This window comes from Microvirga terrestris (assembly GCF_015694425.1).
In the GTDB taxonomy this organism is placed as follows: Bacteria; Pseudomonadota; Alphaproteobacteria; order Rhizobiales; family Beijerinckiaceae; genus Microvirga; species Microvirga terrestris.
This window is the reverse complement of sequence record NZ_JADQDN010000012.1, coordinates 1-16,435: the sequence shown is the minus strand read 5'-3', so window position 1 is coordinate 16,435 and position 16,435 is coordinate 1. Positions and strand designations below refer to the sequence as shown.

Annotated in this window: 13 protein-coding genes and 1 pseudogene; 10 read left to right on the top strand and 4 right to left on the bottom strand. The window is 63.4% G+C overall.

Annotation, left to right across the window (positions count from 1 at the left end; genetic code table 11):
• Positions 1-318: 318 nt before the first annotated feature.
• The 5 genes from I2H36_RS17435 (at position 319) to I2H36_RS17415 (ending at position 6,102) form a co-directional block, all read left to right on the top strand.
• Positions 319-1,935, top strand: coding sequence for an adenylate cyclase (locus tag I2H36_RS17435; RefSeq protein WP_343234470.1), 1,617 nt, complete (start codon positions 319-321; stop codon positions 1,933-1,935).
• Positions 1,936-2,141: 206 nt separating this feature from the next.
• Positions 2,142-3,581 (top strand): DUF1254 domain-containing protein, encoded by a 1,440-nt coding sequence (locus tag I2H36_RS17430; protein WP_196265233.1) that lies wholly within the window; start codon positions 2,142-2,144, stop codon positions 3,579-3,581.
• Positions 3,582-3,646: 65 nt separating this feature from the next.
• A complete protein-coding gene (locus tag I2H36_RS17425; RefSeq protein WP_246718881.1) occupies positions 3,647-4,195 on the top strand; it encodes an alkyl sulfatase C-terminal domain-containing protein in 549 nt (182 codons plus the stop codon).
• 665 nt (positions 4,196-4,860) lie between these two features.
• Positions 4,861-5,724, top strand: coding sequence for a hypothetical protein (locus I2H36_RS17420; RefSeq protein WP_246718880.1), 864 nt, complete (start codon positions 4,861-4,863; stop codon positions 5,722-5,724).
• Positions 5,725-5,898: 174 nt separating this feature from the next.
• Complete coding sequence (locus I2H36_RS17415) at positions 5,899-6,102, top strand: hypothetical protein (RefSeq protein ID WP_196265176.1); 204 nt, start codon at positions 5,899-5,901, stop codon at positions 6,100-6,102.
• A 53-nt stretch (positions 6,103-6,155) separates the two neighbouring features.
• On the opposite strand, the gene I2H36_RS17410 is transcribed toward I2H36_RS17415, so the two are convergent.
• Both I2H36_RS17410 and I2H36_RS17405 read right to left on the bottom strand, forming a co-directional pair.
• Positions 6,156-6,788, bottom strand: a complete 633-nt coding sequence (locus I2H36_RS17410; protein ID WP_196265175.1) for a response regulator — start codon at positions 6,786-6,788, stop codon at positions 6,156-6,158.
• Between the two features lie 133 nt (positions 6,789-6,921).
• Positions 6,922-8,667 carry a sensor histidine kinase gene (locus I2H36_RS17405; RefSeq protein ID WP_196265174.1) on the bottom strand — a complete coding sequence of 582 codons (1,746 nt, stop codon included), beginning with the start codon at positions 8,665-8,667 and terminating at the stop codon, positions 6,922-6,924.
• Positions 8,668-8,994: 327 nt separating this feature from the next.
• Between I2H36_RS17405 and I2H36_RS17400 the strand changes: the two genes are divergently transcribed.
• From I2H36_RS17400 to I2H36_RS17380, 5 genes are all read left to right on the top strand, one after another.
• Positions 8,995-9,918 carry a formylglycine-generating enzyme family protein gene (locus I2H36_RS17400; RefSeq protein ID WP_196265173.1) on the top strand — a complete coding sequence of 308 codons (924 nt, stop codon included), beginning with the start codon at positions 8,995-8,997 and terminating at the stop codon, positions 9,916-9,918.
• Entirely contained in the window at positions 9,915-11,624 is a 1,710-nt protein-coding gene (locus tag I2H36_RS17395) for an arylsulfatase (RefSeq protein ID WP_196265172.1), read from the top strand. The genes I2H36_RS17400 and I2H36_RS17395 overlap by 4 nt, the downstream gene beginning before the upstream one ends.
• Positions 11,625-11,770: 146 nt before the next feature.
• Positions 11,771-12,028: a hypothetical protein gene (locus I2H36_RS17390; protein ID WP_196265171.1), complete on the top strand. Its 258-nt coding sequence runs from the start codon at positions 11,771-11,773 to the stop codon at positions 12,026-12,028.
• Between the two features lie 34 nt (positions 12,029-12,062).
• Complete coding sequence (locus I2H36_RS17385) at positions 12,063-12,209, top strand: hypothetical protein (protein ID WP_196265170.1); 147 nt, start codon at positions 12,063-12,065, stop codon at positions 12,207-12,209.
• Between the two features lie 191 nt (positions 12,210-12,400).
• Complete coding sequence (locus tag I2H36_RS17380) at positions 12,401-13,393, top strand: HAD family hydrolase (protein ID WP_196265169.1); 993 nt, start codon at positions 12,401-12,403, stop codon at positions 13,391-13,393.
• A 110-nt stretch (positions 13,394-13,503) separates the two neighbouring features.
• Here the strand turns inward: I2H36_RS17380 and I2H36_RS17375 are convergent, their stop codons facing one another.
• The gene (locus tag I2H36_RS17375; RefSeq protein ID WP_210331122.1) at positions 13,504-14,583 is read right to left on the bottom strand and encodes a calcium:cation antiporter; all 1,080 of its coding nucleotides are present in this window, start codon (positions 14,581-14,583) and stop codon (positions 13,504-13,506) included.
• A 522-nt stretch (positions 14,584-15,105) separates the two neighbouring features.
• A pseudogene (locus tag I2H36_RS17370) lies at positions 15,106-15,652 on the bottom strand (mechanosensitive ion channel family protein); the annotation flags it as partial.
• Positions 15,653-16,435: the final 783 nt, after the last annotated feature.

The window sequence follows — 16,435 nt, the reverse complement described above, 5'->3', positions numbered from 1 at the left end:
GCCATCCCACAGGTGCGAGCATCGACCCATACCGCATCCAAGGGGAGTATGTTACGGTAGGTTACGAGAAGAGGCGCCTAGTGGCGCCCGCGGATGACGGACCGATCCATGCTCGGCGGAGGCGACGGCACTGTCGGTGCCTCGCCGCAGGCGCAGTCGCCGCCTGCGGCAGATGACGTCCGCGCCCAGCTCGAGATTCTCCTCGGCAGCCCCGACCTCGACGCGCCTGCACGGGCCCGCAGGTTCCTGCGCTATGTCGTTGAGGAGACGCTCGCCGGCCGGGCGGACCGCATCAAGGCCTATACCATCGGCACCGAGGTGTTCGCGCGGAGTGCGGACTTCGATGCCCAGAACGATCCGGCCGTGCGCATCGAGGCCGGACGGCTGCGCCGGGCCCTGGGGCGCTACTATCTCTCGGATGGCCTGACGGACCCAGTGGTTATCACCATTCCCAAGGGGGCGTACGTCCCGCACTTCGCCTGGCGCACGCTGCAAGCCGCGAAGCCCCACCCTTCCCCAGGCGCTGCGCCAACCGGGCATCGGGTCGATTCGCCGCCACGGCGCTGGACGCCCTGGCTCGGCGTGGCGAGCCTCGTGGTCTTTATCGTGGCCGGGCTCGTCTTTTGGGGCCCGTGGCGCGACGGTATGTCCGGCTCACCCCAAGCATCCACCCCCTCGCCGCCCGGGGGGCCGACCCTCGTCGTGCTGCCTTTTGCGGCACTCGGCGAGCCTTCCGCGGCCAGGACCTACGCAGACGGCCTGACTGAGGAGGTCCTGAGCCAATTCGCCCGCTTCAAGGAGATCACCGTCCTCGGGCGGGAGATGTCGCGCAGCATTCCGTCGGGTGCGGATGCCGCCCGCCTCCGCCGTGATCTCGGCATCCGCTACGTGCTGGAGGGTAGCGTCCAGGTCGCGGCACACCGCCTGCGCATTATGGGCCGGCTCCTCGATGCACAGACCGGCGCCGTCCTGTGGTCGCAGACCTACGACGAGGACTTGCACGTCCGTGACCTGTTCTCGATTCAAGATGACGTCGCGCGCAAGGTCGCAACCGCCGTAGCACAGCCTTACGGAATCATCCACCGGGCCGACCAAACCCGGACCAGCACCCGCGCGCCCAATGATCTCGAGGCCTACGGATGCACGCTGCGGTTCTACGATTATCGGGCCGCCCTGTCCGATAAGAGCCATGCTGCGACCCGGACCTGCCTGGAGCAGGCCGTGGCACTCCATCCGGAGTATGCCACCGCCTGGGCGATGCTGTCCGTCCTGTATCTCGACGAGGATCGGTTCGGGTTCAATCCGAGGGCGGGGTCCAGCACCCCGATCCAACGCTCGCTCGAGGCCGCCCGAAGGGCAATCCGACTCGACCCGGAGAACGCGCGCGCGCTCCAGGCCCTGATGGTGGCGCTGTTCTTCGCCCAGCAACCCGCCGAGGCGCTGGAAGTCGGCGAACGGGCGGTGGCGCTGAACCCGAATGATACCGAGCTTCTCGGCGAGTTCGGAACCCGGGTGGGCCAGGTGGGCGCCTGGCAGCGCGGCGCCGAGCTGCTGGAACAGGCGCTCACCCGCAACCGGGGCCATTCCGGCTATTACAGCGGAACGTTGGCGGTCTACGCCTACATGCAGCGCGACTACGCCCGCGCCGAAAGCCTGATCCGGCAGGCGGCGCTGGACAAGTTCCCGCTCTACCATTTCGTCGCCGCCGTGATCTGTGCCCAGCTCGGCAAGGCGACGGAAGCCGCCGAGGCCCGTGACGCGTTCCTGCGCATGCGCCCGACCATCTTCGAGCACTGGGACGACGAGATGGCCAAGCGGAACTATCGGCCGGAGGACGCGGCCCATTTTGCCGAAGGAGCCCGCAAGGCCGGCTTCCCCGTTCCTGCTCGGACGGCTGCGGAGATGGCCCTCCAGGCGGCCACTCACCAGCGCTGACCGTCGCCACCACCACGTAAATTACACGATGCTACAGGCGCGAATACTCCGCCGTTGCTACCTTCCGGGCAGTGCGCATGGCGATTCCGAGGTTTTCACCCACGGATTTCGTTGGGGCGAGGAGCCGCAGGTCGGGACCGTCCGCCGTGCCGGGTAAGTGTCGCGCGGTTCCCAGACCCCCCACGCAACGGAGATGTGTCATGACGATGAAGCTGACCCGCCGCCAAGCTGCGGGCGGTGCCTTGAGCCTGCTTGCCGGGACCACGATGAGCACCATCAGTGAGGCCCATCTGGGCGAGTTGTTGGGCATCGACGAAGGGCTTGAGGACTTCTGGCTGGCAACAGATGCCTACATCTATGGCTATCCGCTGGTCACCATGGAGATGACGCGCCGGGTCATCACCAACGTGGCCGCCCCCGAGGGCACCCGGGCCCCAATGGGTCAGATCATCAAGCTCCGGCACTATCCAGATGCCGCGTTCCGCGACGTGACCGCGCCCAACGCCGACACGCTCTACACGACGGCGTTCTTCGATGTCGGCAAGGAGCCCTGGGTGTTGAGCCTGCCGGACATGAAGGACCGCTACTTCCTCATGCCGATGCTGGACGGCTGGACGACGGTGTTCCAGGTTCCCGGCAAGCGCACCACGGGCACCGCTGCCCAGACCTATGCCATCACCGGCCCTGGCTGGAGCGGCACGCTTCCGGCGGGCGTCAAGGAGTACAAGGCGCCGACCAACATCGTCTGGCTGCTCGGCCGCATCTACTGCACCGGCACGCCGGAGGATTACGCCGAGGTGCACGCGCTCCAGGATCAGGTCAAGCTGGTGCCTCTCAGCGCCTACGGCAAGCCGTACACGCCGCCAGCCGGTAAGGTCGACCCATCGATCGACATGAAGACCGCCGTGCGCGATCAGGTGAATCGCATGGACGCGGTCGCGTACTTCACCCTGCTGGCGGAGTTGATGAAGACGAACCCGCCGTCGGCGGCGGATGCCCCTGCGCTGGCGAAGTTCGCCAAGATCGGGCTCGTGGCTGGACAGGACTTCGATGCCAGCAAGCTTCGTGCCGACTTCGCCAAGCGTATCCCGGAGATCGCCAACGACCGGATCATGATCCAGTTCAAGATCAACAAGGATGTCCATGACATCGATGGCTGGGGCTTCACGACAAAAACTGGGATCTACGGCACTGACTACCTGATGCGGGCCCTCATCACGGCGATCGGGCTTGGGGCCAACCGCCCGCAGGACGCGGTTTATCCGACCTCGCAGAAGGACGGCGACGGAAGGGCCTATGACGGAGCCAACAAGTACGTCATGCGCTTTGCCAAGGGCCAGTTGCCGCCGGTCGAAGGCTTTTGGTCGCTGACGATGTATGATGGCGGCTACTTCTTCGTGCCCAACCCGCTCAATCGCTATTCAATCAGCGCGCGCCAGAACCTGAAAGCCAATCCGGACGGTTCGATCGACCTCTACATCCAGAAGGACTCGCCCGGGGCGGACAAGGAGGCGAACTGGCTGCCCGCTCCAGCCGGCAAGTTCATCCTTATGCTGCGGATGTACTGGCCGGACGAGACCAACCCGTCGATCATCGACGGCACCTGGACGATCCCGCCGGTCCGAAAGGTGACAGATCGGGCGTAGCCACCCACGGGCCCTATCGCACGCAACAGCGAAGATCTGCTTTCCCCGCAGAGACCTACGAGCAGATGGGGTACCAGTTCGAGAGCCCGAGCCTCCGCAACAGCTTTCTCTCTGGAGCCAAGGAGTTGCGGGATGGTGTGGTCGCCGTAACGGCAGCGAAAGCGGGAAGTCCGGACTTTGTGCGCGGCACCAGCACCGAACTGTTCCTCAACTACCTCGGGATCCAGATGGACAGCCGCAAGGCCGAGGGCATGAAGTTCAAGATCAATCTCTCGACACCAGATAATGGCGAGAAGTTCGTGGTCGAGCTGAGCAACGCCACTCTGACAACAATCGCCGGATATCAGGCGAACGACGCCAACCTAACGCTCACGATTGACCGCCGTGAGTTGGAGGACGTGATGATCGGCGCAACCAAGCTGGCCGACAAGATCGCTGCCGGCAAGGCAAAAATGGAAGGCAATCCGCAAGTGCTTACGCAACTCTCCCCGACGACGGCGTTCGACAACTGGTTCGAGGTTCTGCCGGGCACAAAGAACGGGTCGGCCATGTCCCAGAAGCCCGAACTTCTTCAGGACGACGCAACCTACTACGCAGGATCGTGGAAGGCTTAATAGATCGGCCGTGTCATTCCGCGTTACCGTCCGGGGTCGTAGAGCGTCGAGCAGCGCTGAATGGCGCTGCTCGACCTCGACGATCTCCGGCATGATCTGATCGTGTGTGCTCCGGTTCGTACCGTCGAGAGCAATTCCGCCTAGGACGGCCGCGATGGTGATGAAGAGCCCCTTGGATCAGGTGCAGAGGAAGCGGAAGATTATGGCGACAAGCACGAGACCTCCGCCAGCCGTTGCAATCTGCGCCACATCGGAAGCTGACGAGGGATTCCTCTGGCCGAATTGCCGGCACGGCGTCGCCGGACAATGCTTAGGCTTCTCGGGAGGGATGATCGATGATGAACGGTCCTATGTCGTCGCAAGGTTCTGGTTCACTCGTGGGCTAGGAAGGCACCGACAGTCGTTGCCGTCCCGGGGCTTACGTGCTGCTGGCGTTTGTGGAGTTGCCCTCGGCTTGGTTGCGACCCAGGGTTTGCCGACGTCGCTGTGGGACACGGTAGCTCTAAGGCAGTATTCGATGATCATCTTGGTTCTGCATGCTGCTATCGACGGCTGACTTGACCTTAGGTGCAGCCTCGGCTGCTATGGGACCGCCGGGGGGCACTGGATCAGCAATTTCAGGGGGAATGATGGGCTACCTTGCAAAATGTCTGACACGTGGCGTCATGGTTCCGGTTGGCCTCCTTGCTGGGAGCGCAGGCAACTCACTCGCCGCGGACCTGGGGCCACCGCCTCCGGCTCCCGTGATCGACACGGCCGTTCAGCCGGCCTGGACCTTCCGCTTCACGCCCTATGGCTGGCTCACCGCATGGAATGGCACCCAGACCGTGCGTGGGCGCTCCGTGAAGGTCGATGCCAGCTTCATCGACATCGTCGAGAAGAGCGACACCCTCGTCGCCCTGATGGGAGACTTCGAGGCCCGCTTCGGCCGCTTCGCTCTCCTGGGCGACGTGGTTTGGAGCAGGGTCGGCGCGGATCGCAGCAACATCCGCAGCCGCACACTGGCACCCGGCGTGACGGGAACGCTCGCCACCTCCCTCGGCTTGGATGTGGAGATGGTCATCGCCGAGTTCGGCGTCGCCTACGAGGTTGCTCGCTCGGGTCCGCTAGCCTTCGATATCCTAGGCGGAGCCCGGTACTGGTATCAGGAGGCGGATCTTTCGCTTGCTGTCACCGCGGCGGTCGACATTGGCGACCTCCAGGTGGCAGGTGCCCGGGCGTTCGCCCGGTCCGGTTCCGTCGATTGGCTTGATCCTATCGTAGGGGCACGGGTGCGCTACACCATGGCACCGGGGCATGAGCTGTTCCTGCGTGGCGACATCGGCGGTCTCGGCGTCGGAAGCGACTTCTCCTGGCAGGCCATTGGTGCCTACGGGTTCGAGCTCGGCACCTACCAGGGCATCACCTTTTCCGGTGTGATCGGCTACCGGGCGCTGTCTGTCGACTATGCCCAAGGTGAGGGCCGGCGGCGCTACGAGTTCGACATGATCCAGCACGGGCCAATCCTCGGCCTGAGCATGCGGTTCTGACGCGGGAGGCGCGGGAATGCAGGTCGTTCAAGAGGGCGATGGGAGAACCGGGTGCCCTTCCGCTTCGCAGGGGTTGCAGCCCTCGCATTTGGAATGCGTGTCGTTTGGCGTGGCTTGGCCGCGCACGCGCGTTCGGATGCTGTCCGTTGCCCTACTGGCGCTTGCCGTCAGCGGATGCGTCTCGACAGCCGACGAGACGCATTCTCCGGCAACAGCCCGATTGCTCCTGCCGCCTTTGAGCGCGAGCGCCTGATCGGACGGTGGGGTGTAGCGTCGTTCCACGACGAGAAGGACCGGCGGCGCACCGAGGCCGAGGCAAGGGCCCAATGCGGCCAGGCCTATGCCGTATCGAGGGGGCCGACGAACGCCGGCAGATGATGAGGAGCGGCAGGATCGAGAGAAGTAGGCATAGGGTTCGCCCTTCCAGAGACTCATGCCTCCGACAGTTTGTTGCGGATCGCATAGCGGATCAGCGCTGCGGTCGTGTCGAGGTTGAGCTTGCTCATGGCCGTGGCGCGATGGGTCTCGACCGTCTTAGTGCTGATGCTGAGGATGTTGGCGATCTGCTTGTTGGTCTTGCCCTCGGCAATGAGCTGCACCACGGCCTTCTCGCGGGAACTGAGTGCCGACTGGTCTGCAATGCCCTTCGACAAGTAGGTTTCAAGCAAGGCCTCAGAGACCTTGCCGGTGAAGAAGGGCCTGTGGGCGGCCAGGCTCTCGACCGCCGAGATCAGGAGCTGCCTGGCGTCGGACTTAAGCAGGAAGCCGCGCGCGCCCGCCTCGAGCACGTCCCGGACCAAGCTGTCGGTGTCGTGCATGGTGAAGATCAGAACTTCAATACCAGGAACGCGACTGCGGATCTGCCGCGTGGCCTCGACCCCATTCACCAGCGGAAGGGCGTAGTCGAGGACCACGACATCGGGCCGGAGGGCTGAGGCCTGATCGATGGCCTGCTTCCCGTCCCGAGCCTCGCCAACCACCTTCCAACCTTCGTGCTCCTCCAGAATTGTGCGAACGCCGGAGCGGACGACGTCGTGATCGTCGGCGATCAGGATGCGCATCATCGCGAGACGTCCTCCGTCGACCCGATGCCAGCGGCGGTTCCGGTGAGCCCGAGTTCCTTGGTAGCATACACACGTTAGTCGTGAGGCCCACCTGCGCAAAACCCTGAAAGTGATGGAGGCAGACCCTGAATGTTCAAATGAGTGTGTCGCCATCCACCTCGGCGGGACGCGATCGCCATGGCATCCGCAATCGACTGGCAGATGGCAATGTAAGGCGAGCTCCGCGGACCGGGACCATCGCGAGAATGCTGGTGCCCTTCCGACCTGTCCAAATCCTCAGGCTGCCGCCGAACTGCTCGAGGCGGGCTCGCATGCCTGCAACACCGACACCGAGCCGGATCGGTCCATCGGATCGGGCCGAGCCACCCATGCCATGCCCATTGTCACGAATGCGGACGATGAACCGACCGGACAGAATGCGGGCCGTGACGGACACTCTTGTGGCATTGGCATGGCGATGCACGTTGGTGAGCGCCTCCTGCACCACGCGCAGGATGGCCCGCTGGAGTTCCGGCGACAGGTCATCGACCTCTTCCGGGATGCGGATCCGGGCGACGAGGCCCGTACGTCCGGCAAAGCCCTCGGCAAAGTCCCGCAACGTGGCCTGAAGGCCGTCTTGCATCAGGTTGGGCGGATGCAGCAGATAGGTGAAGATGCGCAATTCTCTCAGCGCCTCGCCGAGTTGCCTCTCAATCTCCGCGAACGCTGAACGGGATGCCGGAGTGGCCACAACCGCTCCCTGAAGTCCAGCGAGTCCGAGGTTTGCCGCCACCAGGTGCTGAGCCGTCGAGTCGTGCAGTTCGCGGGCAATGCGTTGCCGCTCCTCTTCCTGGAGGGCAAGCAACTGCCCGGACAGTTCGTTAACCTGCTTCTTCGCGCCGGTGACCTGATCGGACAGTGTCCGGAGCGGCTGCTCGACCTGTCGGGCCGTGAACCAGGCGGCGATCCCGCCAGCGAGCAGAAGGAGAGATGCAGGCCCGGCCATCCGCCACAGGGCGGCGGTGACAGGGGCATTGAGATCAGCCAGCGGCACCGCGACCACAGTCGTCCAATTCGTGGTGCCCGAGCGGCGGAAGGCGACGAGGACCGGGATACCACGGTCATCCCTAGCCTCGACGGTTCCCGTGATCGTGCTGTCCGGTCCGGCGTCGGCAAGGCGGGTGGCCAGGGCTGCAGGGGCCGGCAAGTCGGATCCTTTGTGACCGTCCCTGTCGGCAACGATCGGCTGGAGCTTGCGGTCGTAAAGTCCTTTCATCCAACCGGCAGGCCGTGTCTGGTCGTCGAGGATCACTCCCAGCCGCGCCTCCGTCAGGGCGATGGTAAGATGGCCGTTCATCTGCCCGTCCGGATCATCGAGCCGGAGACTGAGCGCTACGACGATTTTGCCCTTCAAGGGGGCCAGCATCCGGCCGGAGACGGTCCATCTCCGATCCCGGATTCGATCGAGCTGCTCCTGATGGTTCGGGAAATCAACATGCCTGGGGAGCGGCGCACCGAACGGTCGCAAGGTGTTGGCGACCTGCCGCTCAAGGTCGTTGAGAACCAGCCACGAGCCTTCCGGAACAGGGGTTACTTTAAGCTGGTCGTAGAAGGCCCTGATATCGCCCGCGAGGAGCGCGGGGGACTTGGACAGACCCTTGAGGAGATAATTGACCGCGGCGACCTCCTGGTCGAAGCCGAAGGAGAGCGCCTTGGCCGCCTCCGTGGCACGGTGCTCGATTGCGTGTCGATCGTCGGCCGCGCGGGAAAGCAACAGGGCCGCGGCGATGAGGCACGCCGCAAGGGCGGTGACCATGAAGGTCAGCACGATCCGCCGCCGCAGGCGGGGTGGCAGGCCCGTGAGGGATCGCGCAACTACCGGGACGGTGCCATGGCTCATGACGGCGGTTTCCGGCCGCAAAAGGCAACGCAACGGGACCGGGGTCGCGACGAGCCCTCGTCCGATGACGTAAGGTAACTCATGAGCCGTTTTCTGTCGACATTGCACCGGTGTGAACACGAAAGCCATACCCGACGACGTCCGATCTGGCGGCGTTCCGGCCGAAAATCAGGGTCTGCCTCCATCAATTTCAGGATAGACCCTGATAGCCTGATGACCGGGCGCTGAACGATACTGCTGTCTGCCAGGACGGGAGCAACACCCATGTCACAGGCTAGGCTCCGGTATGATCAGGATCACGAGCTAAAGGATCATTCGGACACCAACATGATCCGGATCCCCGGCGGAACGTTTCGCATGGGTTCAGACAGGCATTATCCGGAAGAGGCGCCGGTCCACCGCGTCACCGTCGACGCGTTCTGGATCGATCGCACGCCGGTCACCAACCGCCAGTTCCGCGACTTCGTCCGCGCCACCGGGCATGTCACGTTCGCCGAGAGGCGCCCTGATCCGAAGGATTATCCCGGCGCCCTGCCGCACATGGTCTTCGCGGGCTCGCTTGTCTTCTCGCCACCCGGTCATCCGGTCGATCTCCGAAACTGGGCTCAGTGGTGGACCCTGCTCAAGGGTGCCAACTGGCGTCATCCCTACGGCCCGGGCTCGTCGATCAAGAGGCTGGACGATCATCCGGTCGTGCACGTCGCCTATGCCGATGCGCTGGCGTATGCGCATTGGGCTGGCAAGGACCTGCCGACAGAGGCTGAGTGGGAGTTCGCCGCTCGTGGTGGACTCGATGGCGCCGAGTTCGCCTGGGGCGACGAACTCGCGCCCGGCGGACGGCAAATGGCGAACACGTGGCAGGGCGCATTTCCATTCCAGAACACGCGTTTGGACGGCTTCGAGCGCACCTCTCCTGTCACCGCCTTCGCGCCCAACGGCTATGGCCTTTACGACATGATCGGCAACGTCTGGGAATGGACCAGCGACTTCTACACGCCAAAGCATCCGGCCGACGCGGCCAAGGCCTGCTGCATCCCAGAGAACCCGCGCGGCGGGCGGGAGGATCAGAGCTATGACCCGTGCCAGCCGCAAACGCCCATTCCGCGCCGGGTCCTGAAGGGCGGCTCGCATCTATGCGCGCCCAACTACTGCCGCCGCTACCGCCCGGCGGCGCGTCACCCGCAGCCAGTCGATACCTCGACGAGCCATGTCGGCTTCCGCTGCATCATCAGAGAGAGGAAGATCCCATGACCAGTGATCGTGCGTCCTCCCAAGCTCCCGGCGGACGGTTCCGCGTTCGGCACATGCGGGCCAAGGCTGCTCTGACCGGAGCCACGGCGCTGGTCTCGGTCGGGATGGCCGTCCCGACCTTCGCCCAAGCCCCGTCGCAGAAGCCCAACATCGTGCTGATCGTCTCCGACGACACGGGCTACGGCGATCTTGGTCCTTACGGCGGTGGCGCAGGCCGCGGCATGCCCACTCCCAACATCGACCGGCTTGCCAATGAGGGCATGACGTTCTTCTCGTTCTATGCCCAGCCGAGCTGCACCCCGGGCCGGGCTGCGATGCAGACGGGACGCATCCCGAACCGCAGCGGCATGACCACCGTGGCCTTCCAAGGCCAGGGGGGCGGCCTACCGGCGGCCGAGTGGACCCTGGGCTCCGTGCTCAAGCAGGCCGGATACCGGACCTTCTTCACTGGCAAGTGGCACCTCGGTGAGGCCGACTATGCGCTGCCCAATGCCCAGGGCTATGACGAGATGAAGTATTGCGGCCTCTATCATCTCAACGCCTATACCTATGCCGACCCGACCTGGTTCCCGGACATGCCTCCGGAGCTGCGGGAGACGTTCCAGCGGGTGACGAAAGGCGCGCTGTCAGGCAATGCCGGGCAGCCGGCGCGGGAGGAGTTCAAGGTCAACGGCCAGTATGTGAACACACCCGTGATCAACGGCAAGGAAGGCGTGGTCGGGATCCCATTCTTCGACGAGTACGTCGAGAAGGCCTCGCTCGATTACCTCGACCGGGCCGCGCAATCCCGCGAGCCGTTCTTCATGAGCATCAACTTCATGAAGGTGCATCAGCCCAACATGCCTGCGCCGGAGTACGAGCACAAGTCGCTGTCCAAGAGCAAGTACGCCGACTCGGTGGTCGAGCTCGACGCTCGGATCGGGCGCATTATGGACAAGATCCGGCAGGTCGGCGGCAACAACACGCTCGTCTTTTACACCACGGACAACGGCGCCTGGCAGGATGTCTATCCCGATGCTGGCTACACCCCGTTCCGCGGCACCAAGGGCACCCTACGTGAGGGCGGCAACCGTGTGCCGGCGATGGCATGGTGGCCCGGCAGGATCGCGCCCGACACCAAGAACCATGAGATCCTTGGCGGCCTCGACCTGATGGCGACGTTCGCGTCGGTTGCGGGCACGAAGCTGCCCGAGAAGGATCGCGAAGGTCAGCCGATTATCTTCGACAGTTACGACATGACACCGGTGCTGTTCGGGACAGGCCAATCATCGCGGAAGTCATGGTTCTATTTCACCGAGAACGAACTCTCGCCTGGTGCGGTTCGCGTCAACAACTACAAGTTCCTGTTCAATCTGCGCGGTGATGATGGCGCCTCCACCGGTGGTCTCGCGGTCGACACCAACCTCGGCTGGAAAGGGGCGAGCAAGTACGTCGCCACGGTCCCGCAGGTGTTTGACCTCTTCCAGGATCCTCAGGAGCGCTACGACATCTTCATGAACAACTTCACGGAACGCACCTGGATGGGCGTGGTCATGGAGCAGGAACTCAAGAAAGTGATGAAGACCTATGTCGAGTATCCGCCGCGGAAAGTGCAGAGCTACGGCTACACCGGCCCGATCACGCTCTCCGACTACGAGCGCTTGCAGACCGTCCGCGAGGTGCTCGCCAAGGAAGGCGTCAACGTGCCGATGCCTACAGGAAACTGACTTGACCGGGGAGGATCATGTCTCACATAGCCCTCCCCTCATTGCGGCCCGAGCGGAGGAACTCCCGTTCAGGGATTGGTTCGGCCCGATGCGCCTTTACCCGTCCCGTGCATCGGGTGAGCCGTTCACAAGCTGGAGGACCGACAATGTACCGTGTCATTTTGCTCACCGTTCTCCTCGGTCTGGTGACGGCCACGGCTAGTCACGCTCAGAACCAGAATGCGACGCCCGCACCACGCAGGAATGAGATCACGATCCCATCGGAAAGGACCCTCGAGCGGGACGCCGTGACTTCGCCGAAGAACGAGTTCTCGACGGACGACGCGACCGCCAACCGGCAGATGGAACGGCAAAACAGGCGGATTGACCGTGAGCTGAAGGAGGAGATCTGCACCGATTGCTGAAGGAGGATCCAGGTCGACAACCGAGGAGGGACCGGTGATGAGAACGCTACGGTCATCGAATGCCTTCACCTTGCTTGCAACCGCAGCGACGGTGCAGGTTGAACTATCGGCGTCGCAGCAAACGCGCGGTGCGGACCGCCAGCTTGTCATGACGGAAGGCGCCGTCGTCATCGATACCTGACCCTCCACCTATGCCGGTTTCGTCAGGAGCGGCGCGGAATGCACGTTCGACCAGTTCCCGGAGCCGGCATAGGTGCCGATTTCCAACGTCCTGCAGTGCTTTATCGGTTACCGGTGCAAGGACGGGTCCGACGAATTCTGACGCAGCGCTCGCGTCAGCTCATTGACGGAATAGTGAAACGGGAGGCACACATGCGAATTCGCCTGTCCTGGCTTGGCGCCCTTGCCCTGGTGGCAACCTGGATTTCAGTCGCTGTCGCCCAGACGGACCCGCTGCCCTCGTGGAACGACGGTCCCGCGAAGCAGGCGATCGTCGCCTTCGTGACGGACGTAACCCGGGAAGGATCGCCCGACTTCGTTCCGCCAGCGGAGCGGATCGCCACGTTCGACAATGACGGCACGCTGTGGGTCGAGCAGCCAATCTACGTACAGTTCGCCTACGCGCTCGATCGGGTCAAGGCGCTGACGCCGCAGCATCCGGAATGGAAGGACACGCAGCCGTTCAAGGCGGTCCTCGAAGGCGACATGACAGCGCTCGCCGCGGCTGGTGAGAAAGGAGCGGTTGAGATCGTCGCCGCGACGCATGCCGGCATGACGCCGGAGGAATTCCGGCAAACAGTCACGGAGTGGCTCTCGACCGCCAGGCACCCACGCTTCGGCCGCCGCTACGACGAGCTCGTGTACCAGCCCATGCTGGAAGTGCTGACCTATCTGCGAGCGAACGGGTTCAAGACATACATCACGTCCGGCGGGGGAGCCGAATTCATTCGGGCGTTCGCCGAGGAGCGCTATGGCATCCCGCCTGAACAGGTCATCGGCTCCCGCATCATCACGAAGTTCGAGCACCGGGACGGCAGACCGATCCTATTCCGCCTTCCCCAAGTCGACTTCATCGACGACGGCCCAGGAAAGCCGGTCGGTATCAACCAGGGGATCGGTCGTCGGCCTGTGGCGGCCTTCGGGAACTCGGACGGCGATCTCGAGATGCTGCAATGGACGACCGAGGCCGGCAAGCGCAGACTTGGTCTTGTCGTGCACCACACCGACGCGGAGCGCGAATACGCCTACGACCGCCAGTCGCGCGTGGGCAAACTCGATAAGGCGCTCGATACCGCGACGGTAGACCGATGGACTATCGTCGACATGAAACGGGACTGGAAGACCGTCTTCCCGGTCAGGCCATAGCGTCTGGAGATCGGTGAACGACGGCAAAGAGTCCGATGCGGCCCTTAGCCAATCCGCAGATTGAGGTGGCGACTTGGCCAGCGGCATCCTCCTCCAAGCCCAGAGGGGCTTTACGGAACCACAGCGAAGAATAGGAACGCGGCGAAGATCACCAAGTGGACTGCACCTTGGAGCACCGTAGTCCGGCCTGTGCCCAACGTGATTACGCCAATGAGAAGCGTCAGCGCCAGCAGGAGCCGATCCTTCTCGCCAAGTCCAAGCTCTAGCGGTTGGCCAAGCAGGATCGAGACGGCAGCCACCGCGGGGATTGTCAGGCCAATAGCTGCAAGGGCCGATCCGAGCGCCAGATTCAGGCTGGTCTGCAAGCGGTTTGCCTGGGCTGCCCTGAGAGCTGCCACGCATTCGGGCAGGAGCACTACGGCCGCGATCACTATCCCCAACACGGCTTCGGGCATGCCGAGCCGATCCAGTCCCGCTTCAAGCGTCGGCGACAGGGCTTTGGCGAGCGCCACTACGGCCACGAGGGCGACGAGCAGCATGCCGGCGCTGACGGCCGCTGCCCTGTTAGATGGCGGCGGCGCATGGGCGTCTTCGTTGTCGCTCTCGACCGGGAGAAAGTAGTCGCGGTGCCGCACGGTCTGAATGAAGACGAAAGCGCCGTAGAGGACCAGTGAGGCGGCCCCGGCAAAGACAAGCTGCCACGTGCTGAAAAGCGGGCCAATCTCGCTCGTCGCGACGTTCGGCAGAACAAGCGTGAGGGTGGTGAGCGCCACCAGGATGGCCAAGGCGGCGCTGGCGCCGTGGATCGTGAATCCTTGTTCATGATGACGTGCGCCACCCCAGAGAAGGCACAGGCCGACGACGCCGTTCATCACGATCATAACCCCCGAAAAGACCGTGTTCCGGGCCAGGCCGGCCTTCTCTCCGGGTGCCGCGATCATGAGGGAGACGATCAGCGCCACCTCGATCACAGTCACGGCCACAGCCAGCACCAGCGTGCCGAATGGCTCGCCCGTCCGGTGAGCAACGACCTCGGCGTGGTACACGGCCGCGAACACGGTGGCGACAAGCACGGCTCCAGCCGCGGCGGCCATCAGGCCACCCATGCCCATGAGGAGCACCGTCAGGAGGGTGACCCAAGCCACGACGGGCCATGTCCACGCCCACCAAGGCATCCGCTCCGCTGCCATGCCGAAACCAGCCTCGCTTGTTCTCCCGGGGACGTTAGCATGACGTTAGCGGCTACCGGAAGTGAGGCAATGGCACATTTGCCCCTGCCTCCTCGCCCGTGTCTCGGGCGACAACTAACATGGCCTGCCGAACGCAATGTGACAATTCTGGAAAACACAGACCGTATAGACGACAAGTCTGTCTCTCATGCAAAGCGTCGCCGTGACCAGACTAAGAGGCCTTCGCTTGCTCGGCTATCACTCGGCTGGTCGATTGGAAGGTCCGTTCAGAGTCAATGAGTAACGAACAGCAGAGAAAGTAAAGGTCGGCTTATCGCCTTTGAGCGGATCAAAACGTTCGTTCCGAAATGTGCCGATTTCTGGGTGAGCAGCATATAGGATGTTTGGCCTCATCTGGCCCGCTGATGCTAGAAATAGACCGATGAAGTAGGGCAAGGGAGTTCTTCAACAAAATCTGCCAGCTGGAGACATTTGCGCAGGATTCAAAATTCCATCTCTGCTCCGCCCGTAGAGGCGATACCTCTATTCTGCAGCCGATTCTTCGGAGCTGATACGTTCAATCACGTGCTGTGCGACGGCCGGTGCGGTCTCCTCGCCGCCTGAGACCTGAACCGTCGGGGTCGCAAACTGGATGTCGTTCTCGTCGAAAGCCTGCTTGATGCGGGCGAAGGCCTTGCGCCGGATCACGAACTGCTCGCGAGGCCTAGATGCCATCTTGCAGCGGATCTGGACAGCACAGTCGCCGAACTGCTCGACTCCCTGCATCTTCAGCGGCTCAATGATATGCCGCGCGTACTCGGAATCCTGCGCCAATTCCTGGCCGATCTTCTTGATCAGCTTGCGGGCCTTCTCCAGGTCGGTGTCGTGTGTGATGTTGATCTGGAACTTGTCGATGGCCCAGTCGGCGGCTCATGTTTTGAACCGCCCCAAGTTGGCCGAACGGCACCGTGTAGACCGGCCCGCGATGGTGTCGCAGCTTCACGGAGCGCAAGGACAAAAACTCGACAGTCCACTTGTAGGAGCCGCTCTTGATGTACTCGCCATTCCGGAAGGCGTCGTCGAGCAGGAAGAGTGCCGGGTACTTGGGCCTGAACCGGTCCACGTCATGGAATTCTCCTTTGCGCTCTATCTAACCTCAAGCTGGCGATGGATGACATCGAGGAATGACCTGAGAAAATCGGGTCATTCCGCTCATTCCAGACCCTCACGTGAAGCGGCGGGTGACCGGCAGAAACTCCACGACTTCCGGATGCCATCTCAGGTGTTCACCCGATTTTGCTTTTCCGCCGCGGGGCTAAACTCTCTCCGAAACAGAAGCGCCCATGAGGGCCCGTCCAAGTCAGAGAACCCGCACACGGGAGACCCGCCATGAGAGTGGCCATGCTGGCTGCTGTTTTCGCGTTCACTGTGCCATGGCTGTCTCCGGTAGAGGCCGCTCCGGTCACCCCCTTTGAGCCGGTCGCCTACCTCATGAAAGGCCAAGTTGACTGGGCTCAACCGCGCCGAGGCGGTGAGGTCCGTCGCGGGTATCGCCCATACCCGTACCGTCCTGTGACACCTGTTGTGGTGGCGCCGGGATGACGCCGCCCCGCCGTGTATTGGTGGCGCACTGGCGCAGCCATTGCCTCAGGCGCGGCGGTGGGCCTTCGTGACAGCGGCCGCCACAGCTTACGTCAACAGCCGCCCGCCGGCCCACGGCTAATGCTGGTACTACACAACCCACAGCGGACCCAGGGCGTCTGGACCTCTGCCCGCGCTGACAAAAAGGAAGACATCATGGACCTGCACAACAGCCAGAACATCCACCGGTGCGTGGCCGAGGGCATCGGCACCTTCTGGCTCACCTTCGCCG